We start from the raw sequence: 23,926 nt of genomic DNA, 5'->3' as shown, positions 1-23,926 counted from the left end.
GCCACACTGATTGAGCGGAGCGAGTCATGAGGATCGTGGTAGTCGGCGGCAGCGGCCGCGTCGGGGCAAAGCTGGTGGACACCCTTCGCCACCGCGGCCATGACGTGATGGCTGCCTCGCCTCGCACCGGCGTCAACACGATTACTGGAGAAGGTCTCGCCGAGGCGATGACCGGCTGCAACGTCGTCATCGACGTCACCAATTCCCCTTCGTTCGAAGACAACTACGTGTTGAAGTTCTTCGAGACCTCGAGCCGCAATCTGGTGGCTGCCGCGGAGGCCGCCCGCGTCAAACATCACGTCGTACTGTCGATCGTGGGCACTGATCGGCTGCTGGAGAGCGGCTACTTCCGCGCCAAGATGCGTCAGGAAGATCTGGTCCGGGGGTCATTGATTCCCCACACCGTGCTGCGTTCGACGCAGTTCTTCGAATTCATGCCGACGGTGCTGCAATCGGAAAAAGACGAGCACGCCGTGCGGGTATCCCCTGCCCTGGTGCAGCCGATCGAGTCGGCCGAAGTGGCCGCCGCGCTCGCCGATCTTGCGACCGCGGCGCCTCGCAACGGCATGATCGAGTTCGCCGGCCCCGAGTGCTTCCGGCTCGACGACGCCGTGTTTCGCGTGATGCAAGCCAAGAGAGATTCGCGTGCAGTCATTGCGGATCCCCAAGCGCGCTATTTCGGCGCGAAGCTGAGCGAGGACACCCTGACTCCGGATGAAGGCGCAATCATCGGCGTGGGACGCTTCGATGACTGGCTGAAACAGGTTGGAGGCGCACGCGCCGTGCATTGAAGGATTCGATCATCGCCCGCCCTCGCAACGAAGAAGACGGGCCATCAGCTCGTCGAGGGGCTGTTCCGGAAGGCGCATTTTCCGCCCGTTCATGCGCGAATCCGCCGCCAGGCGCCGGACAGTTACACGACGACGCGAGGGCGGGCTTTTGCAGTCAAACGCAACGTAGGAGTCAGATATGAAAATCGTCGTCATCGGTGGCACCGGCCTGATCGGTTCCAAGCTGGTGAGCACACTGCGCGCCAAGGGACACGAGGTGCTCGCGGCTTCGCCCGACTCGGGCGTCAACACCATCACCGGTGAGGGTCTGCCCGCGGCACTGGCCGGCGCCCAAGTCGTCGTCGATGTCGCGAACTCGCCGTCCTTCGAAGACGCCGCGGTGCTGAAGTTCTTCGAGACTTCCACCACCAACCTTCTCGCGGCGGAAGAACGCGCCGGCGTGCGGCATCACCTCGCGCTGTCCATCGTCGGCAGCGACCGCTTGCCCAAGAGCGGCTACATGCGCGCCAAAGTCGCGCAGGAAAAGCTCATCAAGAACTCTCCGATCCCGTACACGATCCTGCACTCGACGCAGTTCTTCGAGTTCATCGGCCGCATCCCAGAGGCCAGCCCCGACGGCAAGAGCGTTCGCGTGTCGACGGCGATGTTCCAGCCGATCGTCTCCGACGACGTGGTGGCAGCGCTCGCTGAACTTACGCTTGGGACACCCATCAACGGCATCGTCGAAGTCGGTGGCCCCGAGCGCTTCCGCATGGATGAGCTGGTCGAGCGCGTGCTGCGAGCGAAGGGCGACAAGCGCGAGATCATCCGGGACACCCACGTGCCCTACTTTGGCGCCGAGATCGACGATCAGTCGCTGGTCACCGGTCCGGGCGCCCGCAGCGGGTCGAAGCGCTTCGAAACCTGGCTGAAAGAATCGCAAGCAGCGAAGTGAGGACAGCCATGAAGCTCTATTACTTTCCCGGCGCCTGCTCTTTGGCCACCCACATCGTTCTCGAGTGGCTCGGCGCGCCGTACGAGACAGTCAAGCTGGACCACGCCGGCACCAAGTCGCCGGAGTTCCTTAAGCTGAATCCGAATGGTGCGGTGCCCCTGCTGGTCGATCGCGATTTCGTGCTCAGTCAGAACGCCGCGATCCTGTACTACCTCGCCGAGCGTCATCCAAACGCAGGACTGTTCGGCGACGGCACACCTCGCGGACGAGCCGAAGTTCTGAAGTGGCTCTCGCTACTGAACTCCGACGTACATCCGGCCTTCAAGCCAATCTTCGCGCCGAACCGCTATCACCCGGATGCATCGCAGTCCAAGGTCGTCGCGGAGACGGCACGGGCAAACGTTCGCGATTACTTGGAACGGATCAATGGACGGCTGCAAGGCCGGGACTGGATCGCCGACCAACGCTCCGTCGCCGATCCGTATCTGTTCGTGATGCTGCGTTGGACGATCAAGCTGCACATCGACACCAAGGGGCTCGACAACCTGGCGAGCTTCTTTGCCCGGATGCTCGCCGATCCGGGTGTGCGTGCCGCGATCGTTGCCGAGGAAGGCAGTGTCGATACCAACGTCCGGCTCGCGGCCTGAGGATCCACGCTCGTCATGAGTGCCACTCCGCAACCCAAGGAGAGCTCGCGTCTGCGGGCTCTCCTCGCGTGGATCGATGCGCGTGTTCCTCTTACTCAGATCATCGAGAAGCACGCGACCGAATACTACGCACCGAAGAACTTTAACTTCTGGTACTACTTCGGCGCCCTGGCGTCCGTGGTGCTGATATTGCAACTGGTCACTGGCATCTTCCTGACGATGAATTACAAGCCCTCGGCCGCCGAGGCGTTCTCGTCGGTCGAATACATCATGCGCGACGTGCAGTGGGGCTGGCTGATCCGGTACATGCACTCCACCGGCGCGTCGGCCTTCTTCATCGTCATTTACTTGCACATGTTTCGCGGCTTGCTGTATAGCTCCTACAAGGATCCGCGCGAGCTGGTGTGGATCTTCGGCATGCTCATCTATCTATGTCTCATGGCCGAGGCATTCTTCGGTTACTTGCTGCCTTGGGGCAACATGTCCTACTGGGGCGCGCAGGTGATCGTGTCGCTGTTCGGTGCGATTCCCGGCATCGGTGAGTCACTGGTCGAGTGGATTCGCGGCGACTACTACATCTCCGACATCACGCTGAACCGCTTCTTCGCGCTGCACGTCATCGCGTTGCCACTGGCGCTGGTGTTCCTCGTCGTCACTCACATTCTGGTGCTGCACGAGGTGGGCTCGAACAATCCCGATGGCATCGAGATCAAGAAGCTCAAGGGCCCCGACGGCCATCCCGTCGATGGAGTCAGGTTCCATCCCTACTACACCGTCAAGGATCTGGTGAGCGTGATCGCGTTTTCGATCGTGTTCGCGGGAGTGTTGTTCTTCGCGCCAGATTTTGGTGGTTACTTCCTGGAGCACGCCAACTTCGATCCGGCCAACCCGCTGCAGACGCCGGAGCACATTGCGCCGGTGTGGTACTTCACGCCCTACTACGCGATTCTGCGTGCGGTGCCTAACAAGCTATTTGGCGTGCTGCTGATGGGGCTCGCGGTTGTTTCGTTCTTCTTCCTGCCGTGGCTCGACCGCTCGAAAGTGAAATCGATCCGGTATCGCGGCTCGCTGTTCAAAGGATTCCTGTTTTCCTTTGCGGCCAGCTTTCTCGCACTCGGCTACCTCGGTCTGCAGCCCGCAACGCCTGGTTACACGAACGCTGCACGAGTCTTTGCCGTTGTCTATTTCGCGTTCTTTATTCTGATGCCGTGGTACACGCAGGCGGACCGCACCCGGCCCGTGCCGGATCGGGTGCGATACAACCCATAGAACGTGGTGGACACCCATCAGTTGCCTGGACGCATAGTGGACACCCATCGGTTGCCTGCTCGAAAGCAGAGTCATGGTGGGCGCAGTAACTAGTGGACACCCACATCCTCTTACGGTGGACCCCCACCTGCTCACTGCTCGAAGCGACAGGATCGGCAACTCGCCATCGATTGCGATCGGTGGATTGCCGAGGAATTGGGTAAATCCCAACTTGTGATTCGAACGCGGCCGGAGAACTACGCCTGCTGTAACTTCCGCGCCGCCTGCAACCCACGAATCCACGACTGACCTAATCTTCTGGCATGAGCTCGCATGCTCTCGACTCTACCTATGGCTCGCCCAAAGAGACGGCCACCCGGCCGCATCGTGCACAGCCACGCATCCGGGTCAATTTGCAATCGCGCGAGAATGGGCGGCAGAGCCTGCCCAATGGCACCGTGCTTATCGGCGCGGCGTTCTCGTCCGCTCCAGTCGAGCAACTGCAAATAATCCAGAAACGTCATGGGAATGCTAGGGCGATCTGGATCCGCTGCATCGCTGAAGCCGAGCAATGGCGGCGCCTGGCGACCGACGCGGCTTCTTGGCGTTGGCCTCGCCTGCACTTGCGCGGCTAATTCATGTTGGTGTCGCTGCAAACGTGCATAGAGCGAAGTAAATTCGGACTCCTCGGGAGTTTTGGCGATGCCGGCTCGCACTGGGTTGAGATCCACATAGGCCATGGCCGTGAGCAGGCCAGCTTCATCCAGTAGCGCCTGCGAGCTGAAGCGCCCTTGCCAGAACCGGCCGGTGCATTCATCTTCCGCATTCGCCCGTCGCGCGAGATATTCATTCAAACAGCGCATGTACCAGCTGATGTCGATTAGCCGCAGGCGCCAGCGTTCGATTAGTTCTTCGGCGATCATGCGCTCCGCGGCACTTGCGCGGCCCTCCTGCCAACGCTCGATCAAGGGCGGCGCGCTGAAGAGCTGAGTCCACCTCGCCACGACCTCGATCGCACTCCAGCGTGCCATTCGCTGCCGATCCACCCGCAGCACCAGATGGTAGTGATTGCTCATGATGGCGTAAGCGCACAGGTCGATCGAGAAGATCTCGGAGAGATAGCGCAGTCGGTGCAACACCCAGGCTTTGCGATGCGAGTAGTCCTTGCCGGCGTAGGCGTCGTACCCCCATAGAAACGCACGACGCACGCAGCGTGCTACGACGTGGTAGTACGGCGTGTCAGCGAGACAGATGAGCGACTTACGTGGATAGCCCATGAGCGCAGCATGGCAGCGGGCTTTGGGGCGCTGAGCTCGATTAACTGGGCAATTTCGCTAAAAATGCGGAGATCGGGGTTGCAGGGAGCGTGGTGGTGGATGTCCAAAGACTCGTGTCACCCAACGTCATTGTGTCGATGGGTGTCCAAAGTCACTCGCGACGTGGCGCTCGGTCTATGGGTGTCCAACGTCACTTCGTGTCCAACGTCACCTGCCCATTGTGTCGATGGGTGTCCAAGGTCCCTGCCCCGCCTATCGATGGGTGTCCAAAGTCACTCCGCCATCATTGTGTCGATGGGTGTCCAAAGTCACTCCGCCGCAAGGACACCCGCACTGACGAACCGAGGCGCAATATCCACCGGCACCTGGTCCAACTGGTCCAGCACCCGCTGCACTTCGGGCCGGATGAGCGACATGCGATCCATCAATCTCTGGACGCCCGCGTAGTCGCCGTGCGCCTGCAGGGTCATGATCTGTGTCGTCAGTGAAGTCACGGCGCGCTTGGTCTTGGGGACATCGAGCGAGAACCGGCCTTGCGAATCGATGCGAATCGCGCCCGCGTCGAGCAGGCTGTTGACCTGCAGCGCCATGCCCTTGGCGTGCGCGGCGTTCAATCCAAAGCGCAGCGTGCGGAAGGTCGAGGCCAGGAACGTTACATACATGCTCCGCTCCTGCTTCTTGTCGAGAAAGCCTTTGTCCATCAAGTACTGGAGCGCCCAGAGACCGGACACGTCGGCCTTCGCCTCTTCCAACGGACCATTCAATTCCTTCAGCTCTTGGCGCACCGTGCTCGGACGGCCGTTCACTTCGATGGTCTGCGGGCCGAGGCCGTGCATCAGCTCGTGCATGAGAATGTGAGTGAAGAAGGCGTCGAACGACAGCAGTTGCCGATCCTGCGCCACCAGCGCGATATCCGCGATGGGCGTCAGCACCTTGTCGAACTTGGCCTGCTGGAAGTTCTTCAGCAGCACGCGCTTGGAGCCCTTCTCTGCAACGACGCGCTCGTCGTTCGGCAGGTTGAACGCGGCGGTCTGCACGCCATGATTCGCATCACCCGCGGAGAACACCACGTTCACGACCCGGATGGGTGAATAGCCGCCGAGCTTCGGCTTACGGAATTTCTTGTCGATGGGCAGATGATCTTCCAGGTCCTGCAGCTGCGCGCTGAAGCGCTTGAGCTTGTCGGTCTCGGTGGCGTCGGTCACACTGATGAAAGCTTCGAAGGCGGCCTTGAAGTTGAACCACTCGTCTTCGTACACCTCATAGGGCCCGATGGTCGGCTCGATCGACGCATCCAGCTCCATCCACGCAACATCGCTGGCGTAGTAATCATTGGAAACAAACGCCGCGGCGCGCTTCTCCAGAAACGCTTTCAGCGTCGGCTGCTGAGTGAGCGCTGCCGCCTCTCGCAGCAGACGCGCCATCTCCATCAGCTCACCTTGATACTCCAGCGAGTACGGTACCGAGATGAACTTGCCATCCGCGCCACGACGAATGGTTGTAAAGAAGCCGGTGGCCTCCTCCTTCTGCGCCTGTGGGAGACCTTGCATCCAACTGTCGACCTGTTCGCGCGTTGCATCGGCCGGATAGAAATTCCCGCCCGGCGGCTTGGCGCGGACGCCCGGCAGGAAAGGCCGATCCTCGTCCAACTCCGACCACGGCCCCTTGTTGAGCAGGAAGTAGTCGACCCGCGCACGCCCCAAGGCGCTGGAGTCCGACAGCAGTTGCAGTAACAGCGCGTTGTTACCGGGGGATCGCTGACGCATGAACAACGCATCGACATACCGCGATGCCTCGACCAGCTTCGCCAGCGCCGCCTTTTCCTGCGCCGGCAGATTCGCCAGATCGACCTTTACCTCGACCGGCGCAAAGCGCGCCGCCATCGAGGAAAGTTGTTCCGGATTGGGAAGGTCCTCAGCCATCGACGCCACAGACCACAGATTGCATACAGCCAGTACCGCACTGGCGAGCAGGGTTTTACGCATGGCGCGTAATCTGCCCGCGGCCGGTTGCCGGCGCAAGGACTAAGGCTACTTGACCTGCCGCTTCAGCAGTTTGCGCGCCAGCGTGCGGCGGTGAATGCCAAGCCGCCGGGCTGCTTCGGAAATGTTGAAGTCGGCGTCGGCGAGCGTTTGTTGGATGCGCTCCCACTCGAGTGTTTTGATGGTCGAGGGCCGCGTGCCCAGCTCCACGTCGGTATCGCCCTCGGTCTTGCCGAAAGCCTTTTCGATATCGTCCGTGTTCGACGGCTTGGCGAGATAGTGGCGAGCGCCGAGTTTGATCGCCTCCACCGCGGTCGCAATGCTCGCAAAGCCGGTGAGCACGACGATGTTCATTTCTTCATCGTGCGCGTGCAGGGTCTGCACGCACGCCAGGCCCGACGCACCATTCAACTTGAGATCGACGACCGCGAAGCCCGGCGATTCCGTCTTCAGCAACTCGACGACTTCGTCATGGCTCGAGGCCGTCAGCACGCGATACTCGCGCCGCTCGAACGAGCGCTTCAGCGTGCGCGCCAGCGACTCGTCGTCCTCGACGATGAGCAACAGTTTTGCGATTTCATGCTCAGCCACGATCTTTCTCTCGATATTCCAAGGCCGCAAGCGGCAGCTCGACCGTCACGGTGGCGCCGCCCGGCTGACGATTGTGCGCCGAGACGCTGCCGCCGAGCTTGCGAATGACGTTGACGACCAGGAACAACCCCAGCCCGCCACCGCGCCGGCCCTTGGTCGAGTTATAGGGCTTGCCGAAGTTCTCCAGCATCTCGGGCGTGAAGCCGGGCCCGAGATCGAGCACTTCCATTCTCAGCATGTCACCGCGACGCTCGGCGTTCAATCGGATCCAGCCCGGCGATACCTCGAAGGCATTGTCGAGGAGATTGGTGACGACCTGCTTGAGCGCAGGATCCGCCACGATCTTCACGTCCTCGCCCAGCGCACCGCTGCCGGCATGATACTGCAGCGTTCCGCTCGGCCGGCCGTCGGACCAATCGCGCGCGATCTCGTCGAGGAAGCGATGAAGCGACGTCACTACCGGCGCCTCGCCGCGCGCTTCGCCGGCCGACATCAGGATGCCACTGAGGATGCTCTTGCATCGACGGATCGCGGCCTGCATTTCCAAGAGTTCCTGCAGCATCTCCGGATGTTGAGAAATCTCCGGCATGCGTCGCCAGTCGCCCAGGATCACGGATACCGACGCCAGCGGCGTTCCCAACTCATGGGCGGCGCCTGATGCCAGCAAGCCGAGCCGCACGATGTGATCTTCCTCCGCCGCGCGCCGCTTCAGCTCGACCAGGTAGGTGTCTCGCTCCTGCAGGTTGCGCGACATGCGACTTATAAAGACCACTAGCAGCACCGCGCCCAGCACGAAGCAAACAAACAGCCCCAGGATGTGCAGTCTCAGCAGGCTGGTCGGCGGCCGCACCGCCAGGGGCACGTTGATGCCAATCAATCCCACGAACGCCGCGCACGTCACGACGACGATGAGCCACGCTCCCCGCCCCGGCAGCAACACCGCCGCCAGCGCGATCTGCAACAGATAAAGCGCCGTGAATGGATTGGTGGCGCCCCCACTGAAATACAACTGCACGGTGAGCGCGGCGACATCGAGCAGCAGCGCCGAGAACAATGCCTGGCTACTGATGTGCAGATGCTGGCGCAGCCATAGATGGCTGAGCGCATTGAGCGCCAACAACGCGCCGAGCACCATGGCCATCGGCGCCAGCGGCAAGGGAATCTGCAGGCCGAAGTGGACGATGGCCATCGTCACGACCTGCCCCAGCACCGCCATCCAGCGCAACTGGATCAGCAGCGCCAGATTCTTGCGGTTCGCGGTATCGATGTGCGACGGAGCCGTCGGCTCGGTCAGGGCAATGGAATTCACGTTGTCTGCGGCCTACGCAAGCGCCACTCATGGCGGATCACCAGGCCCGCGCCGGCGATCAACATCAACGCCAGCCCGAACCAGGTGAGCGCATACTGCAGGTGATTGTTGGAAAATGCGATCACGGTGAGGCCGCCGACGGGCGCACCGGCAATTTCAGGCTCGAGCGCCTCGGCATCGATGAAATACGGGGCTACGGCGCTCAGCCCTCGAGCGGCCGCGATTGCCGCCACGTCCCGCGAGAACCAGCGATCGTTCGCCGGCTCATTGGTCCGCAGGTACCCTCCTCCAGGCTCGCTCAAACGCAGCAGCCCCGTTACGGAGGTTGTGCCTTCGATCTGACCTTCGGATCGAGCCGCGGGATCCCGTTTCGGCGGCGGCACGAAGCCGCGATTGATCAGGACCGTGTAGCCCGCATCGGTGACGAACGGCGTCAGCACCCAGAACCCACCGCCGCGTTCGGTGACCGCCTGGACCAGCGTTTCCTTATCGTTCTGGAAGTGGCCTTGGACAGCCACGCGCAGATATTCGCTGTTGGCTCGATCGACGCTGGGCCACTGCTCGCGACCGGGCGCCGCGACCGGCGGCGCATGGACCCGCTGGTCGACGCGCTCGATCAGATCTCGCTTCCAGGCCAGCCGATGGACCTGCCATACGCCCAAGCTGACCAAAACGCCGATGCCCGCCAGCGCGGCGATCAAGACGACCGCCAGCTGGAACGGCGGCAGCGGCGGACGCGCCGAACGAGGTCGACCGCTCAGAGCGGCTGACTGGCCTCGTGCCTGGGCATCATGTTGCTGTCCATGTGATACATCACCCATAGGGAACCGGCGAGCGTGATGACGACGAGGATCAGCGTAAAGACCAGCGAGGTCAGCGTCCAGCCGTCCTCGCTCTTGGGCGTCATGTGCAGGAAGTAGACCATGTGCACGACCATCTGCACGGCCGCGAACGCCACGATGACGAACGCAATGGTCTGGTTGCTCCAGGACACATCGCCCATCACCAGCCAGAACGGAATCGCCGTGAGAATGACCGACAGGATGAAGCCGGTCAGATAGTCCTTCAGCGTGCCGTGCGGCCCGTCGCCGTGAATCAGGCCTTCCTCGTGACCGTGCGTGCCGCCTTCGTGACCTTGTGCGTGAGTGCTCATCGCAACATGCCCATTAGATAAACGAACGTGAACACGCCGATCCAGATCACGTCCAGGAAGTGCCAGAACAGGCTCAGGCACGCGAGCCGGCGCGCGTTCGCCCGGTTCAGCCCGTGCTTGCCGATCTGCACCAGCAGCGTAATCAGCCAAACGATGCCAAACGTCACGTGCAAGCCGTGCGTGCCGACCAGCGTGAAGAACGCAGACAGGAACGCGCTGCGCTGAGGCGTCGCGCCCTCGTGAATCATGTGCGCAAACTCGTAGAGCTCGATGGCCAAGAAGGCGGCGCCGAACAATCCGGTGACCACCAGCCACGCCTGCGTTGCCGCCACCTTGTTCCGATACGAGGACAGCATGGCGAAACCATACGTCATCGACGACAGCAATAGCATCGTCGTGTTGAGGGCGACCAGCGACAGGTCGAACAAATCCTTCGGCCCCGGCCCCGCCGCGTAGTTGCCGCCCACCACGCCATAGGTGGCGAACAGCACTGCGAAGACGAGGCAGTCGCTCATCAGATAGATCCAGAAACCGAGCAGCGTGCTGCCGCCGGCTTCGTGATCGTGCTCGTCTGCTTGATAGAACAGCGTGCGAGCCGCCGCTTGTTCGGTGGTCAGTGCGTGTCCCATGCGATCAGCTCCGCACCGTCGCCAGCATCCGCGTGCGCTCTTCTTCGGCGCGAACTACATATTCAAGGGGCAAGTGGAATTCCCGCTTGTAGTTGAATGTGTGATAGATCGTGAAACCGACGATGCCGATGAAGCTCGCAATCGCCAGCCACCACATGTACCAGACCATGGCGAAGCCGAACGCCGTGCTCAGCACTGCCAGCACGAAGCCCGCGCCCGTGTTCGCCGGCATGAGAATCGCCCGGAAGCCGCCCAACGGTCGCTGATAGCCGCGCTGTTTCATGTCCCACCAGGCGTCACCGTCATGAATGATGGGCGTGAACGCAAAGTTATAGGCGGGCGGCGGCGACGAGGTGGACCATTCCAGCGTGCGGCCGTCCCACGGATCGCCCGTCGTATCCAGCAGCTCCTTGCGCTTTCGGAAGCTGACGTAGAATTGCACGAGCATCGCGCCAATGCCGATCGCGATCAGACCCGCGCCCACCGCGGCGATCTGGAACCAGATCTGCAGCGAGGGATCCTCGAAGTAACGCAGACGACGCGTCACGCCCATGAGGCCGAGCACGTACAGCGGCGTGAACGCCACCCAGAAGCCGATCACCCAGAACCAGAACGACACCGTGCCCCAGAACTTGTCGAGCTTGAAACCGAATGCCTTCGGGAACCAGTAGTTGATGCCGGCGAACAGGCCGAACAGCACGCCGCCGATGATCACGTTGTGGAAGTGCGCGATCAGGAACAGGCTGTTGTGGAGCACGAAGTCTGCCGGCGGCACCGCCAGCAGCACGCCCGTCATGCCGCCGATCACGAACGTGAGCATGAACGCGACGGTCCACATCATGGGCAGCTCGAAGCGGATGCGGCCGCGATACATGGTGAACAACCAGTTGAAGATCTTCGCGCCCGTCGGGATCGAGATGATCATGGTCGTGATGCCGAAGAACGAGTTGACGCTCGCGCCCGACCCCATCGTGAAGAAGTGGTGCAACCAGACGATGTACGACAGGATCGTGATGACGACCGTCGCGTACACCATGGAGCTGTAGCCGAACAGCTTCTTGCCGCAGAAGGTCGAGGTGACTTCGGAATACACGCCGAACAACGGCAGGATCAGGATGTAGACCTCCGGGTGGCCCCAGATCCAGATGAGGTTGACGTACATCATCGGGTTGCCGCCGAAATCGTTGGTGAAGAAGTTCGTTCCCACGTAACGATCCAGCGACAGCAGCACCAGCACGGCGGTCAGCACTGGGAACGCGGCCACGATCAGCACGTTCGTGCACAACGACGTCCACGTGAACACCGGCATCTTCATCAAGGTCATGCCGGGCGCACGCATCTTGATGATGGTCGCCAGCAGGTTGACCCCGGACAGCAAGGTTCCTACGCCTGCTATTTGCAGCGCCCATATGTAATAGTCGACGCCTACGTCCGGACTGTATTGAATGCCCGACAGCGGCGGATAGGCGAGCCAGCCGGTGCGCGCGAACTCACCGACGAACAGCGAGAACATGACCAGAATCGCGCCCGCCGTGGTCATCCAGAAACTGAAGTTGTTGAGGAACGGAAACGCCACATCGCGTGCGCCGATCTGCAACGGCACGATGTAGTTCATCAAGCCGGTCACCAATGGCATGGCGACGAAGAAAATCATGATCACACCGTGTGCGGTGAAGATCTGATCGTAGTGATGCGCGTTGAGGTAACCCTCCGAGCCGCCGAACGCCATCATCTGCTGCAGTCTCATCATCACTGCGTCGGCAAAGCCACGCAGCAGCATGATGATGCCGAGGATCATGTACATGATGCCGATGCGCTTGTGATCGATCGTGGTGATCCACTCGCGCCACAGATAGCCCCACAGCTGATAACGCGTCACGCCCGCGAGCAGCGCAATGCCGCCAATCGCGACGGCTACAAACGTCGCAACCAGAATCGGCTCGTGCAACGGCAGGGCCGCGAGACTCAAGCGGCCAAAGATCGGATCCAATACGGGCGCTTCTGCTTGCATCATCGATTACCGCGAGCTCGAGGAATCCAGGGCGTCCGCGAGCAGTGAACCGGACCGGCTGGGCGCCGGGCGAGGCAATCCCGCACCTCGCAGCGGCGAGCGATCGACTTGCGGCAGCAAGTCGTCTTCGAAAGTACGTACAACGGGCGCCGCACAGATCCCGATGACGTGGGAATGATCGGCGCCAAACACGGCGCGCGGCTGATCGCCCGAACGCCGGGCGACGTTGTAAATGCCGGCCATGCCCAGCCCGCCCCGCTCATCGAGCGCCATCATGTCATGCGTACACATCTTGCCGGGCTCGACGCACATGCCGACGATCAAGTCGAAGAGTTGGTTGTCCACAGCGGAGAAATATCGCACCGGCTCGCGCTCCGACGGCTTCGCCAATTGCAGATAGGCATCGCGGGTCAGCGATTGCTGGGCGGCGCGCGCCATGCCGATCCAGCGCTGAAACTCGTTGTCGTCCACGCTGCGCACCTTGAACCTCATGCCGGAAAAGCCAGCGCCGCTGTAGTTGGCGGAAAATCCTTCCGAATCGCCGGTTGAGTTCAAGACACCGTGCAAACGCGTCTCCATGCTGGGCATCGCGTAAATCATTCCCGCCAGGTGCGGCGCATAGAACGTATTCATCACTGACGATGCGGTAATTCGCAGCGACAGTGGTTGATTCACGGGCACTGTCATCTCGTTGACGGTGGCCACGCCGTACTGCGGATAGATGAAGAGCCACTTCCAGTCGAGCGCGACCACTTCAACCTGCAAGGTGCGCATGTCCTCGGGTATTTCTTTCCCGGGCGCCAGGCGGTCCAGCGGACGATAGGGATCGAGCAGGTGCGAGCCGAGCCAGGTCAGCGCGCCCAGACAAATGATGATGAGCAGCGGCATGGACCAGATCACCAGCTCCAGGCGCATGGAATGGTGCCAGTCCGGCTCGTAACGCGCCTCGCGGTTGTTGTGCCGATAGCGCCAGGCAAAAATAACCGTGAGCGCCATCACAGGAACGATGATGAGCAGCATCAGCCACGTCGATGTGACCAGCAGATCGCGCTGTTGAGCGGCTACGTCGCCGGCCGGATTGAGCACGACCATGTCACAAGCGGACAACGCCGCACACAACGGCAGCACTGCGAGAGAGCGCAGTCGAAGTTTCATCAAGGTATGCCTGGAACCCAGCATAGATGGCGCACAGGATAGGCATTCCTGGCGGCGCGCGACATTGGGCGTTTTGCCCAATGGTCCAGGTGCTCGTCCGAAGCTATAAATGAAGCCATGATCCGTAGGAGTAAGTCATGACCGCCGCGCAATCCGGTGCGCCCACCTCGTCGCTGGAACGCGATGCCCGGCGGACCAATGAAGCGCACGCCGGCGAAGTTCGACCGGGCGACATCGCGATCGGTGTCATCATTGGCCGTACTTCGGAGTTCTTCGACTTCTTCGTGTACGCCATCGCCTCGGTGGTGGTGTTTCCGAAGCTGATCTTTCCCTACGTGGATGCGTTGACGGGTACTTTGTACTCGTTTGCGATCTTTGCTCTGGCGTTCGTCGCGCGTCCGTTCGGCACAGTAATTTTTACCGCCATCGACCGCACCTACGGGCGCGGCATGAAACTCACCATCGCGCTGTTCCTGCTGGGCACCTCGACGGTGGCCATCGCCTTCATCCCAAGTTATGAATCCATCGGCGTCGCGTCCGCCTATTTTCTAGGTGCGTTACGCATCGGCCAGGGTCTGGCGCTGGGCGGCTCGTGGGACGGTCTCGCTTCGCTGCTCGCTTTGAACGCGCCCCAGAAACGCCGCGGCTACTACGCGATGATTCCGCAGCTCGGCGCACCGCTCGGCTTGATGGTGGCGAGCGCGTTGTTCGCCTACATCATCGCGCACCTGTCCGCCGAAGACTTCCTCGGCTGGGGCTGGCGATATCCGTTCTTCGTGGCGTTCGCCATCAACGTCGTGGCGTTGTTCGCGCGCCTTCGGATCGTCGTCACGCCGGAATATACAAAGCTGTTCGAGACGCGGGAGCTGCAACCGCAGCCGATCCTGGAAACATTGCGCCAGGAAAGACGAAACATCGTGATCGGCGCGTTCGCGCCGCTCGCCAGCTTCGCCTTGTTTCACATGGTGACCGTGTTCCCGCTGTCGTGGGTGTTCCTGTATACGCAGGAAGGCCCGGCCCGCTTCCTCGTGATCGAATCCATCGGCGCGGCGTTCGGTGTCGCGGCCATCATTGCGTCCGGCTGGCTGGCCGATCGCGTCGGTCGACGCACGCTGCTCGCCGTCACGGCCGCAGCGATCGCGGCGTTCAGCGGCTTCGCTCCTCAATTACTGGCGGCCGGCGAACTCGGCGAGCTCGTGTTCATGATCTCCGGCTTCCTGCTGCTCGGACTCTCCTTCGGCCAGGCATCGGGCGCCGTGGCGTCGAACTTCCAGATGAACTACCGCTACACCAGCTCCGCCATCACTTCGGATCTCGCGTGGTTGTTCGGCGCCGGCTTCGCACCGTGGGTCGCGTTGCAGCTCTCGAGCAGCTTCGGCCTGGGCTTCTCGGGCGCCTATCTGTTGTCCGGCGCAGTCGGCACGCTCGTGGCGTTGTTCATCAACCGGCAGATGGTGCAGGATCGTTAGTCCGAAGAAGCGTCCGCAGGCGTCGCTTGCGGCGTGCTGCTGGCGCGGGCTTTGATCTGATCGAAGTCCGAGAGGTGCTTCGGCGCACGGTACCACAGGTGATGAACCACCGGGTGAGCCACGACTTGTTCCACCAGCGCGGCAGGAGCTCGTCACAAGTTCTTGCACCGTTGAACATCCCTTAACACGACGACGGCGGCGCGAGGCGTCATGCTGACGGCAACCGTAAAGGAGCCGGCGAATGAACCAGCAGATGCCCTTCAGAGCCCAGATCGTTCCCTCCGTGAGCAGCCCCGCGCGTCCGGAGCTGCCGTTGTGGAAATCCCGCCGCGTCAAGGAATACATCGAGAGCAATCTCGACCGGCCGATCCGCAACAGCGAGCTTGCCGACGTGGCGAGGTTGAGCCGATCGCACTTCTGCCGTGCGTTTCACAACAGCACCGGCAATCCGCCGCACGAATACATCATCCGTCGGCGCATCGAGCGCGCACAGGAATTGATGCGATCGACTCGCACGCCGCTAAATCAGATCGCACTGGAGTGCGGGCTGGTCGATCAAGCCCATCTTGCTCGCCTGTTCCGTCGCGTCGTCGGCGTGACGCCGAGGGCGTGGCGCACGGCGCAGATCAGCACAACCTGATCATGGACCGGGCGGCGTCCAACCGCCGCCCAGGGCGCGAATCAACAGCACTTGAAGAAAGATTCGACGCGACTCATCAGCCGCAACGGCTCGTTCGCTGGCGAGCAAACGATCCTCAGCAAGCAACACTGACTGCAGATCCGCCGCACCGGCAGTAAATCGAGCGCGGGCAAGTTCCAAAGCACGGGTATTCGCCGCCAGCGCCGCCTGATCCTCGATCAATCGTGCATCCACTGCCTGATGCTGGAGCATCGCCGCTGCAATCTCTTGCAGCGCTTGAACGAGCGTCGCCTCGTACAGTGCGAGCGCTGCGTCGTAGTCCGCACGTGCTGCTCGATAGTTGCCAGCACGCCGTCCACCATCGAACACAGGCATCGAAACCAGCGCGCCAATTGAACCAAAGCCCGAGCCGTCGGCGAACACCTCATCGATGCCGAGAGACTGCCGCCCGATCAACGCCAGAAGGTTGACGCTTGGCTTGAACTGCGCAAGCGCCACGTCGATTCGATCCGCTGCGGCCTGGGCGCGAAGGCGTGCTGCTGCAACGTCCGGACGATGTTCTAGCAACTCGGCTGGCAGCGTCGCGGGCGTGTCCAGTCCCTGGATTCGCGTGACTGTCACTGTCTTGAGCTGCAACGCGCGATCCGGTCCACTGCCGATCAAAGCGGCCAACCGCAGACGCGAAGTCGAGATTCTTTCATCAGCCGCGACCAACTGCGCCCGCAACGTCGGCGGCCCAGCTTCAGCCTGCCGCAGATCCGCTTCCGAGTCGTAGCCAAACTGGAACCGCCGTTGAACGAGCGTCAACGTTTGCTCGCGGACATGCAATGTTCGTTCGAGCACCTCCTGGTCCTTCTGCAGAGCATTGAGCTCGGCATACTCCGCCGCAATCGCAGCCGACAACAGCAGGTGCGTCGCGCCCAACTCGGCTCGCGCCGCATGCACATCGCCCGCCGCCGCGGCAATCGCTGCACGATTCTTACCCCAGAAATCGATCTCGTATGCCGCGTCAAGCGACAGCCGAGCCGTGTCATTCCAGCCGTGCAACGCGGGCGGCGTCGGCAGCCCGGTGTTGTAACTCGGCATCGATTCGGCAAGCGCGACGCCGACGCTCACATTCGGAAACCGCACCGACCTGGTTTGCTCGCGCAGTGCATCGGCCTTGAGCAGACGCGCTTTCGCCAAAGCAATCGAAGGCGCTGCTTGCAGACCCTCCTCGATCAACGCGGTCAGCTGGCCATCGTTGAAGGCTTGCCACCAGCCGTCGCTCGGCCATTCTCCGTTGGAGTCGGCGAACGTTTTCTGAGCCGCGTACTCGTTGACCGACTTCGGCGCTCGCTGCGGTCCTACTTCCGGCACGGTCGCACACGCCGCTAGTGCAAGCGCGCACGCCACTGCTACCGCTCGGATCATGTGCGTGCCCCGGAGGACTCGCAGCCGAAGGGCCCAAACAACCATCCGACCAGGCCGCGATGTGCGCGGCCATCGGTGTGAGAGTCGAGCGCAATCATTGGCTGAACGGACATGCCGCCTGCGAGCCGATCCAGACCAGGCTGCGCTTTGTCCAGCAGGATGCGCACCGCAAAGCGCCGGACGATCTTTGTGAAATTGCCGGTAGCATTGTCCGGTGGAAGCAGCGCGTATTCGGCCGCGCTCGCGCCGCCAATGCTCTCGACAGAGCCGCAGTAAGCGACACCTCGAATGGCATCGACTTCCACTCGAACCCGATCGCCCGGCCGAATGCGCGACAACTGGGTCTCGCGCAGATTCGCTTCGATCCAAAGATCCTGCGTGGGCGCGATGGCAAGCAATCGGGTACTCGCATTGACGAACTCGCCGAGTCGCACGTTGCGGCCGGCGACCACACCTTCGCGCGGCGACGTAATTGCCGTCGCCTGCAGGTCATTCCTAGCACGAAGCTGCTTTGCTTCGGCCCCCTGTAGCGCCGCCTTGATGGCCTGACGTTGCGCATCGATCACGGCCAGCTGCTTACGAGAAAACATCGCGTGCGCTTGCGCCTGTTCGACGGCCGTCTCGGCGCGCACTTTCTCCGCAGTCGCTTGATCGTGGATGGAACGACTCACGCCACCCTCGTCCACCAATGCCGAAGCACGCGTGAACTCCTCTCTGGCCTTGCGCAGTTGAGCATTCGCACTGGCGACCGCCGCAGCGGCAATCCGAATCTGCGCATGCTGCAATTGTTCCTGCGCATCGATCTGAGCCAGTGCCGCCCGTTGTTGAGCGACGAGCGCTGACGCATCTTGCAGCGTCGATTCATAGTCTCGCGAATCGATGCGCGCCAGAATCTGTCCGGCGGCAACGCGCTGGTTGTTCTCTGTGTTCACCTCGACAACGTAACCGCCGACTTTGGTAGCGACGAAGGTCAGATCGCCTTTCACGTAAGCATTGTTGGTCGTCTCGAAGGGCGTGACGCCATGCCAGGTTCCGTATGCCAAAGCAACGACAGCCGCCGTAGCCAGAACACTGCAAGCGCCAATAAGAAGTCGCCGCATCGGCGGCGTGAGCGCGGACGCAGGCGGCGCAGGCAACGCTTGCCCCTCGGGTATGGCACTCATCGATTCGGCACCAAGGGAAGTTGTGAGACCGTGGCACGGGGCAATGCCGGCAGCGCCCACACGAGTACAGCCGCGAGCAACATCACAATCGACGTGATGAAGAACGCATCGCCGAATGCGAGCGCGAAAGCTTGTTTCGTTTGCAACTGCGCGAGCCCGGCCGAAGCCGCGCGCTGGGCACTGGCCCCATCGGAAAGCATCGAGCCGAACGTTCCCGCCAGCATTCTCGCGCGCTCGACGGTAAGCGGCTCGAAGGGGGTCAACGATTCGACCAGATGGGCCGAATGAAACTTCTCTCGCTCAATGACGACATGCGATGCAACCGCCAGCCCGCCGACCAGTGCGAACGTACGCGCGACGTTGAAAACGATGCCACGCGACGGCCCGTCTTGGAGCGTCGCTCCATGCACGGCGTACCGCATCGTAGCCGTCGAGAACAACGCCTGCCCTACTCCGGCCAACGCCAGCGGCACGATGAATTCGCTCGCGGCCCAATCGGGCGCGAGCTGCAGGCACAACGCGGCCGCAAGCGCCAGCAATGCCAGTCCGCCCGATAGCGCAATTCGCGGGTCATGATCGCGCGTTATGGCGTACGCCAGCGGCGTCACACCGATCGTTGCGACCGCCATGACCAGCATGGCCGATGCAAGTTGTTCCACTCGAAAACTCTGTAGCCGGCTCAGGAACTGAGGAGTGATGAACACCGCCAGCAGCGTGCCGAAACGAAACAACAACTGCAGGCCGATGGTGATCGAGAAGGTCGGCTTCCGAAAAACGTCGAGCTGCACCACCGGTCGCGGCGCGGATAACAGGTGCCGTAAGGCAAACACCATGCACAGAGCCCCGCACGCGAAACACGCGGCAATCCACCATTTTTCGAACCAGAACCGCCGCTCTCCCTCGGCGAGCACGACCAGGAGCAGCCCCGCACCGAGCGACAGCAGAACGAACCCCTGCCAGTCGAAGGCTTTCACGAGCTCGGGTTTGCCGCGCTCTTCGCGGAACACGGACCGGGCCGCAAACCAATAGACGACGCCGACCACTGCCTGTGACAGAAACAACATTCGCCAACCGCCCAGCGCGATCAGGCCAGAAGCAGCCCCGGCGGACAATCCAACGCCCAACGTCGTAACGAGTGCGAAGGCAGTCAGGCCTTCGAGCTGACCCTGGCCGGGTCGCACGCTCGTGAGCACCAGCAGCATCATGAGCAGCGGCAACGAGCCGCCGAAGAGACCTTGCGCGAAGCGCGCAATCACCATCCATTCCAATGAATGAGCGATGCCAGCTGCGAGGCTCGCAACAGCAAAGCCGAGCCCGACGATGCGCATCGCGCGTCCGCGTCCGAACATGCCAACGAAACCCACTGTCATCGGTACGCCGACGATGGTGCCGACGTTGTAAAGCGTCGTGATCCAGCTCGCCTCATCGGCGCTGGCCGACAGGCCGCCGGCCACATCGCCGATCGACAGAATCACGGCGAGCGGCATGGTCGCAGCCACGATCGTGCCGAACGTGCTGATGGCGATGGCTCGCATGGCATCGCGAGCCGGGCTGGCTGTGGCGGGCGTCATAGGAAATCTCTCGCTCTCGCGCCGTTGCAAGGTATGCGAGGCGGTCTCTGCGGTCTTGGACAGCCCATGCGCACTTGGCCCCGACCGCGGTGCTGTCAGCGGCAAGCGGCACAAATCCGGCCCGCGCTACGGATGGCAAGCCCTAATGGCTGGTCGTCATATAGACCGAAAGTCAGCAGGAGTCCTGTCCATGCGCATCTTGATCTTCTCGGGCATTCTGGCCGCCAGCCTGTCGTGGTCCGCGCACGCGCAAGAGACCCGTCCGCCGGGCTCGGAATTCGGCTTCGATGTGGTGTATCAGCTCAGCCAGGACATTTCCTTCGACGGCGGCTCGACCATCGACTTCTCCGACGACGTCGGCGTTTCGTTGTGGTGGTCGTATCGGTTCAACGAACACCTGGATCTGCAGGCCGCGCTCGATTGGTCCGAAGTGGACTACGACGCGAACCTGGTGTCGGGAACCTTGCCCGGCCTCTCGGCCGACGTGAGCGGCGACATGGAAACGTTCGTTCCCAAAGTGGTCCTCAACTACAACATCCTGAAAGGTCCGTTGACGCCGTTCGTGAGCGTCGGCGCAGGCTGGGCGTTCGTCGACACGAATATTCCCAACAGCCGGGTGCAGGTCGGCTGCTGGTGGGATCCGTGGTGGGGCTACATCTGCACGCCGTACCAGAGCACGAAATCGTTCGACGATTTCACCTATCAGCTCGGCGCCGGGATGCGCTGGGACATCAACAAGAGTTACTCGCTGCGGCTGTTGTACGAGAAGCATTGGCTCGACTACTCCAAGTCCAGCAGCACGCCGGATTTCGACCAGTTCCGGCTCGGCATGGCCTTCATGTTCTGAAGCACACGACTTTTCGGCGAAATTGATCCGTGTCACAAGCCTGCGAACCGGCCTGTCGGCGTTGTCGAAAGATGAACGGCGTCCCAGTCCGCAGGCAATCCTGAACGTAAAGTCCGCGCCGTTGATTCGTCACGGACAGCAACAACGTGCCAGGGTGGCAACTTGAATCAAGTGATTCTCGTGGTGGATGACGATCGCAGCATGCGCGCCAGCACGCTGCGCCTGTTGGGCGCTCGCGGCTATACGACAATCGAAGCGGCGAGCGCGGCCGAAGCCGTGCAGAAAACCTCAGCGCTAAAGCCTGACGTGATATTGATGGACTTGCACCTGCGCCATGGCAGTGGCCTGGAGGCTGCTCGTCAGATCAAAGCGCAGCAGTCGCTCGCACACATTCCCATCATCGCGCTCACAGCGACTCCGCCGGACTGGGACGAGAAATTGCAGTTATTCGCCGCGATGCTGGTCAAGCCTTGTCCGACGGCGCAGATCCTGGACGCCGTTGCGGCCGCGCTGCCTCCCTGAGCTCACTACAGGGCTCGCATCATGCCTGGGGCGCTGTCGCAGGCTGCGTCGGAAACTTCTCGAAGACCTGCCGGACCACTTCATCGATGGCCGGCTGTGGGTCGTCGCGCGCTTTCTCATGAATGCGGCCGACGGCAACGCCTTCCCACACCAAGCGGCTCGTTGCACTGTCGATGACATCGACGTTGAGCGTGCCCTCGGTATAGTTGTCCACGGAGGTGGAGACGCCTGCGCCCCAACCATACATTCCGTAGCGGTAGCCGTAATAGCCCGAAGGTGACTCGGTGACCTTCACCTTGTCTTTGGTCTGCACGTGCATGTTGACCAGCAGCTGCGGCTCCTTGCTCTTTTGCAAGCCGCGCTTCTGCATCTCATTGTCGATCGCGGTTTTGATGTAGCGGGTCGCGAACGAGTCGTACGCCGGCGCCCGACCGGTCACCTCGTCGAAGAAGCCGTAGGTCTTGAACTTCGAGAAGTCCGCTGACGGATCGACATTGGAGCGAATGGTCGGTTTGCTGGCGCACGCCGCTACTAGCGCGACCGCAATCGTCAGCCCGCATCTCACCATCGAGTTTGCCGCGTTCATGGATGACCTCGTCATAGTGTCCGAGATCATCGTGTCGCACACCTCGGCGAGCTATCAATTTATCGCATTCGCCGTCAGCGCCAGCCGCGCCTGCTCCTGATAGCGCAGCGCCGATGCGTGTACGTTGTCGTCCTGGATGTAGAACGGCGTCTGCGCTACGTATTGCAGGACGCGCGGCACGCCGAACTCCGCAATGAGCGGCTGCACCAGCATCGATCCACCGAGCTGCTGGACGTCACGATAAACCGTGTCGTCCTGACTCCGGCCACGCAGTTCCTGCAGATCCTCCGGCCAGATCATGTCCACTCGATTGGTATTGAAGAACGGCCGCACCTGGCGACGCGATGCCTCGACGCCATACACCAGCATCTCGCAGCCCAGACGTTTCTGGATATCCAGCGACGAGCAATCCTGGTGCGGCCAGGACAGCCCCTTGCGATACGCCGCCTCCTGCAGATGAGTCATCCACAGCGCATCGTCGATGAGCTCGATGGCCGGCAACAGCGCGCGAATTTCGTCATTCTTATAATAGGGCCAGTACGCCTTGGCCCAGGACTTCACACCGCGCCCCACCGCGCCTACTACGCCCCGGCGGAACGTCAAGGTATGGCTCGCCGGATCGTAGGCAGCCGGGCCGTTGCGCGGATAGGAATCGTCGCCCGAATAGACGAGTTCGATCGTAATCTTGTCGCCCGCGCCCTGCAGTATCGGCCCGAGCGCCTGATCGATCGCGGTCGCCCGCATCGCGACGATCTCGAAGAAGCGCCGTTCGACTTTGCTCGCCGATGAATCGATGGCCAGCCGCTCTCCGCCGCTGCGCTCGGGACCTTCAGCGAAGCTCGTTGCCGCCGCCACGACCAGCAGCAGGGGAATCAGCACCCTCACAACTCCTCCGCCACGGCCCTGCGCGCCGTGGTCTCGACGCAGTCGCAGCCGCTGCGATCGACGCGACCGCTTGCCCGTCCGAGAGTGACCGATGGCAGCTCGCCAAACAGGTCGTAGTAGTCCTTAGAGAACTGACTCAGGTGCCAGAAACCCCACTTCATCGCGAGCTGAGTGATCCGACCGCTGGTGTAAGCCGAACCGTGCAACTCTCGCCTCACGCGCGAGAGTCGCGCGCAGCGCAGGTATGCAATGGGCGAGACTCCAAAGATCTCTCGAAAGCCATACTCCAGCGCTCTCGGACTCGAGTAGCTGGCCTGACAGACAGCGCCGAGCGTCAATGGGCGTTCCAGGTGCTCATCGATGTATTGCCGCGCCCGGATCGCGGCCTGGCACCTGGCCGTCGATGGCGCGAACGCCACGTTGTCGTCGGGCGCCTCACGCAACCACGTCTCGCAGACTTCGAGCAACACATCGCTCGAGGCGCCCGCCGTCTCGGTCAGCTCTCGAGCACAGGTATCGAATGACTCTATCGCCGCCTCCGCTGCGGGCAGTACCCGAACTCGAACCGAACCCGTGACGACGTAGTTCTGCCCGATGAATTCACCGACGCCGCGATCCGGCAGGGAAACAAACGTCGAGCGATAGTCCCGCTCGCTGCAAACGGTCAACTCCGTCGGCCCGTGCGCGACGATCACCCGCCCCCGCGCGACGCTCGTGGTGCCTAGTCGAGCGCGACCGCTCGTAGGCACAACGACGAGCATCCGACCTCGAGGAACCTCCAGCCATTCGACCTTGTGACGATCTGCGCTCACATAGCCGACGCACAATTGATCCAGTCGCGCAGCCGATCCTCGCGAACAAGCCATTCCGCGTTCCAGCTGCACGTAACGCGTTCTGAGGAACGGAGCTAGCTGCGCCGCTGCCTCGTCCAGGCCATGCGCATGAATGCGCGTCACGAAGTTAGCGAACGTCAGCGCCGATGAGGTAGTAGCCATAGCCCCTCGTTGAGTTATCGATTCCGTGATGTGAAGCACATAGGTAGCGCGGAGGCTTGCCGCGCGAGAACCAGTACGGCGTGAGCAGGGCAATACCCCTACTACGCA

Annotated in this window: 23 protein-coding genes; 8 read left to right on the top strand and 15 right to left on the bottom strand. The window is 61.9% G+C overall.

Annotated elements, in window-relative coordinates; all coding sequences use genetic code 11:
* The first annotated feature begins 26 nt into the window (after nt 1-26).
* The 4 genes from EK373_RS18490 (at nt 27) to EK373_RS18475 (ending at nt 3,641) form a co-directional block, all read left to right on the top strand.
* Complete coding sequence (locus EK373_RS18490; protein WP_129645193.1) at nt 27-791, top strand: SDR family oxidoreductase; 765 nt, start codon at nt 27-29, stop codon at nt 789-791.
* A gap of 178 nt (nt 792-969) precedes the next feature.
* The gene (locus EK373_RS18485) at nt 970-1,725 is read left to right on the top strand and encodes an SDR family oxidoreductase (RefSeq protein WP_129645192.1); all 756 of its coding nucleotides are present in this window, start codon (nt 970-972) and stop codon (nt 1,723-1,725) included.
* Between the two features lie 8 nt (nt 1,726-1,733).
* Entirely contained in the window at nt 1,734-2,372 is a 639-nt protein-coding gene (locus EK373_RS18480) for a glutathione S-transferase family protein (RefSeq protein WP_129645191.1), read from the top strand.
* Between the two features lie 15 nt (nt 2,373-2,387).
* Nucleotides 2,388-3,641, top strand: a complete 1,254-nt coding sequence (locus EK373_RS18475; RefSeq protein ID WP_129645190.1) for a cytochrome b — start codon at nt 2,388-2,390, stop codon at nt 3,639-3,641.
* Nucleotides 3,642-3,877: 236 nt separating this feature from the next.
* On the opposite strand, the gene EK373_RS18470 is transcribed toward EK373_RS18475, so the two are convergent.
* The 9 genes from EK373_RS18470 to cyoA form a co-directional block, all read right to left on the bottom strand.
* Complete coding sequence (locus EK373_RS18470; protein ID WP_129645189.1) at nt 3,878-4,897, bottom strand: transposase; 1,020 nt, start codon at nt 4,895-4,897, stop codon at nt 3,878-3,880.
* Nucleotides 4,898-5,205: 308 nt separating this feature from the next.
* Nucleotides 5,206-6,882 (bottom strand): dipeptidyl-peptidase 3 family protein, encoded by a 1,677-nt coding sequence (locus EK373_RS18465; protein WP_129645188.1) that lies wholly within the window; start codon nt 6,880-6,882, stop codon nt 5,206-5,208.
* Nucleotides 6,883-6,927: 45 nt separating this feature from the next.
* The gene (locus tag EK373_RS18460; RefSeq protein ID WP_129645187.1) at nt 6,928-7,470 is read right to left on the bottom strand and encodes a response regulator transcription factor; all 543 of its coding nucleotides are present in this window, start codon (nt 7,468-7,470) and stop codon (nt 6,928-6,930) included.
* A complete protein-coding gene (locus EK373_RS18455) occupies nt 7,463-8,779 on the bottom strand; it encodes an ATP-binding protein (protein WP_232831147.1) in 1,317 nt (438 codons plus the stop codon). The genes EK373_RS18460 and EK373_RS18455 overlap by 8 nt, the downstream gene beginning before the upstream one ends.
* Complete coding sequence (locus EK373_RS18450; RefSeq protein WP_232831146.1) at nt 8,776-9,480, bottom strand: SURF1 family protein; 705 nt, start codon at nt 9,478-9,480, stop codon at nt 8,776-8,778. Before EK373_RS18450 ends, EK373_RS18455 begins: the two co-directional genes overlap by 4 nt.
* A gap of 56 nt (nt 9,481-9,536) precedes the next feature.
* Entirely contained in the window at nt 9,537-9,932 is a 396-nt protein-coding gene (gene cyoD / locus EK373_RS18445; RefSeq protein ID WP_129645185.1) for a cytochrome o ubiquinol oxidase subunit IV, read from the bottom strand.
* On the bottom strand, nt 9,929-10,561 hold the full coding sequence (gene cyoC, locus EK373_RS18440) for a cytochrome o ubiquinol oxidase subunit III (RefSeq protein WP_129645184.1): 633 nt from the start codon (nt 10,559-10,561) through the stop codon (nt 9,929-9,931). Before cyoC ends, cyoD begins: the two co-directional genes overlap by 4 nt.
* A 4-nt stretch (nt 10,562-10,565) precedes the next feature.
* Complete coding sequence (gene cyoB / locus EK373_RS18435) at nt 10,566-12,572, bottom strand: cytochrome o ubiquinol oxidase subunit I (RefSeq protein ID WP_129645924.1); 2,007 nt, start codon at nt 12,570-12,572, stop codon at nt 10,566-10,568.
* Between the two features lie 6 nt (nt 12,573-12,578).
* On the bottom strand, nt 12,579-13,727 hold the full coding sequence (gene cyoA, locus EK373_RS18430; protein WP_129645183.1) for a ubiquinol oxidase subunit II: 1,149 nt from the start codon (nt 13,725-13,727) through the stop codon (nt 12,579-12,581).
* A gap of 137 nt (nt 13,728-13,864) precedes the next feature.
* Between cyoA and EK373_RS18425 the strand changes: the two genes are divergently transcribed.
* The gene (locus tag EK373_RS18425) at nt 13,865-15,196 is read left to right on the top strand and encodes an MFS transporter (RefSeq protein ID WP_129645182.1); all 1,332 of its coding nucleotides are present in this window, start codon (nt 13,865-13,867) and stop codon (nt 15,194-15,196) included.
* A 241-nt stretch (nt 15,197-15,437) separates the two neighbouring features.
* Entirely contained in the window at nt 15,438-15,836 is a 399-nt protein-coding gene (locus EK373_RS18420; protein ID WP_129645181.1) for a helix-turn-helix domain-containing protein, read from the top strand.
* On the opposite strand, the gene EK373_RS18415 is transcribed toward EK373_RS18420, so the two are convergent.
* The 3 genes from EK373_RS18415 to EK373_RS18405 are packed head-to-tail and all read right to left on the bottom strand — an operon-like array spanning nt 15,837 to nt 19,983.
* Complete coding sequence (locus EK373_RS18415) at nt 15,837-17,249, bottom strand: efflux transporter outer membrane subunit (RefSeq protein ID WP_157994415.1); 1,413 nt, start codon at nt 17,247-17,249, stop codon at nt 15,837-15,839.
* Nucleotides 17,246-18,412, bottom strand: a complete 1,167-nt coding sequence (locus EK373_RS18410; RefSeq protein ID WP_129645179.1) for an HlyD family secretion protein — start codon at nt 18,410-18,412, stop codon at nt 17,246-17,248. Before EK373_RS18410 ends, EK373_RS18415 begins: the two co-directional genes overlap by 4 nt.
* Nucleotides 18,409-19,983, bottom strand: a complete 1,575-nt coding sequence (locus EK373_RS18405; protein ID WP_129645178.1) for an MFS transporter — start codon at nt 19,981-19,983, stop codon at nt 18,409-18,411. Before EK373_RS18405 ends, EK373_RS18410 begins: the two co-directional genes overlap by 4 nt.
* Before the next feature lie 190 nt (nt 19,984-20,173).
* Between EK373_RS18405 and EK373_RS18400 the strand changes: the two genes are divergently transcribed.
* Nucleotides 20,174-20,830: an outer membrane beta-barrel protein gene (locus tag EK373_RS18400; RefSeq protein WP_157994414.1), complete on the top strand. Its 657-nt coding sequence runs from the start codon at nt 20,174-20,176 to the stop codon at nt 20,828-20,830.
* 171 nt (nt 20,831-21,001) lie between these two features.
* Nucleotides 21,002-21,352 carry a response regulator gene (locus EK373_RS18395; protein ID WP_232831185.1) on the top strand — a complete coding sequence of 117 codons (351 nt, stop codon included), beginning with the start codon at nt 21,002-21,004 and terminating at the stop codon, nt 21,350-21,352.
* Nucleotides 21,353-21,371: 19 nt separating this feature from the next.
* Here EK373_RS18395 and EK373_RS18390 read toward each other — a convergent pair whose 3' ends face one another.
* The 3 genes from EK373_RS18390 to EK373_RS18380 are packed head-to-tail and all read right to left on the bottom strand — an operon-like array spanning nt 21,372 to nt 23,818.
* Nucleotides 21,372-21,938: a DUF4136 domain-containing protein gene (locus EK373_RS18390; RefSeq protein ID WP_157994413.1), complete on the bottom strand. Its 567-nt coding sequence runs from the start codon at nt 21,936-21,938 to the stop codon at nt 21,372-21,374.
* A gap of 54 nt (nt 21,939-21,992) precedes the next feature.
* Entirely contained in the window at nt 21,993-22,817 is an 825-nt protein-coding gene (locus EK373_RS18385) for a hypothetical protein (protein WP_129645174.1), read from the bottom strand.
* Between the two features lie 2 nt (nt 22,818-22,819).
* On the bottom strand, nt 22,820-23,818 hold the full coding sequence (locus EK373_RS18380; RefSeq protein WP_129645173.1) for a helix-turn-helix domain-containing protein: 999 nt from the start codon (nt 23,816-23,818) through the stop codon (nt 22,820-22,822).
* Between the last annotated feature and the right edge of the window lie 108 nt (nt 23,819-23,926).

Origin of the sequence: Peristeroidobacter agariperforans, assembly GCF_004138335.1 — a bacterium.
GTDB classification, from domain to species: domain Bacteria; phylum Pseudomonadota; class Gammaproteobacteria; order Steroidobacterales; family Steroidobacteraceae; genus Steroidobacter; species Steroidobacter agariperforans.
This window is presented reverse-complemented; position numbering and strand designations above follow the sequence as displayed.

What these genes read in the sequence shown, in the direction of transcription:
- EK373_RS18490 (WP_129645193.1), top strand. Translation starts at nt 27, where the DNA reads ATGAGGATCGTGGTAGTCGGCGGCAGCGGCCGCGTCGGGGCAAAGCTG.
- EK373_RS18485 (WP_129645192.1), top strand. Translation starts at nt 970, where the DNA reads ATGAAAATCGTCGTCATCGGTGGCACCGGCCTGATCGGTTCCAAGCTG.
- EK373_RS18480 (WP_129645191.1), top strand. Translation starts at nt 1,734, where the DNA reads ATGAAGCTCTATTACTTTCCCGGCGCCTGCTCTTTGGCCACCCACATC.
- EK373_RS18475 (WP_129645190.1), top strand. Translation starts at nt 2,388, where the DNA reads ATGAGTGCCACTCCGCAACCCAAGGAGAGCTCGCGTCTGCGGGCTCTC.
- EK373_RS18470 (WP_129645189.1), bottom strand. Translation starts at nt 4,897, where the DNA reads ATGGGCTATCCACGTAAGTCGCTCATCTGTCTCGCTGACACGCCGTAC.
- EK373_RS18465 (WP_129645188.1), bottom strand. Translation starts at nt 6,882, where the DNA reads ATGCGTAAAACCCTGCTCGCCAGTGCGGTACTGGCTGTATGCAATCTG.
- cyoD (WP_129645185.1), bottom strand. Translation starts at nt 9,932, where the DNA reads ATGAGCACTCACGCACAAGGTCACGAAGGCGGCACGCACGGTCACGAG.
- cyoC (WP_129645184.1), bottom strand. Translation starts at nt 10,561, where the DNA reads ATGGGACACGCACTGACCACCGAACAAGCGGCGGCTCGCACGCTGTTC.
- cyoB (WP_129645924.1), bottom strand. Translation starts at nt 12,572, where the DNA reads ATGCAAGCAGAAGCGCCCGTATTGGATCCGATCTTTGGCCGCTTGAGT.
- cyoA (WP_129645183.1), bottom strand. Translation starts at nt 13,727, where the DNA reads ATGAAACTTCGACTGCGCTCTCTCGCAGTGCTGCCGTTGTGTGCGGCG.
- EK373_RS18425 (WP_129645182.1), top strand. Translation starts at nt 13,865, where the DNA reads ATGACCGCCGCGCAATCCGGTGCGCCCACCTCGTCGCTGGAACGCGAT.
- EK373_RS18420 (WP_129645181.1), top strand. Translation starts at nt 15,438, where the DNA reads ATGAACCAGCAGATGCCCTTCAGAGCCCAGATCGTTCCCTCCGTGAGC.
- EK373_RS18415 (WP_157994415.1), bottom strand. Translation starts at nt 17,249, where the DNA reads ATGATCCGAGCGGTAGCAGTGGCGTGCGCGCTTGCACTAGCGGCGTGT.
- EK373_RS18410 (WP_129645179.1), bottom strand. Translation starts at nt 18,412, where the DNA reads ATGAGTGCCATACCCGAGGGGCAAGCGTTGCCTGCGCCGCCTGCGTCC.
- EK373_RS18405 (WP_129645178.1), bottom strand. Translation starts at nt 19,983, where the DNA reads ATGACGCCCGCCACAGCCAGCCCGGCTCGCGATGCCATGCGAGCCATC.
- EK373_RS18400 (WP_157994414.1), top strand. Translation starts at nt 20,174, where the DNA reads ATGCGCATCTTGATCTTCTCGGGCATTCTGGCCGCCAGCCTGTCGTGG.
- EK373_RS18390 (WP_157994413.1), bottom strand. Translation starts at nt 21,938, where the DNA reads ATGAACGCGGCAAACTCGATGGTGAGATGCGGGCTGACGATTGCGGTC.
- EK373_RS18380 (WP_129645173.1), bottom strand. Translation starts at nt 23,818, where the DNA reads ATGGCTACTACCTCATCGGCGCTGACGTTCGCTAACTTCGTGACGCGC.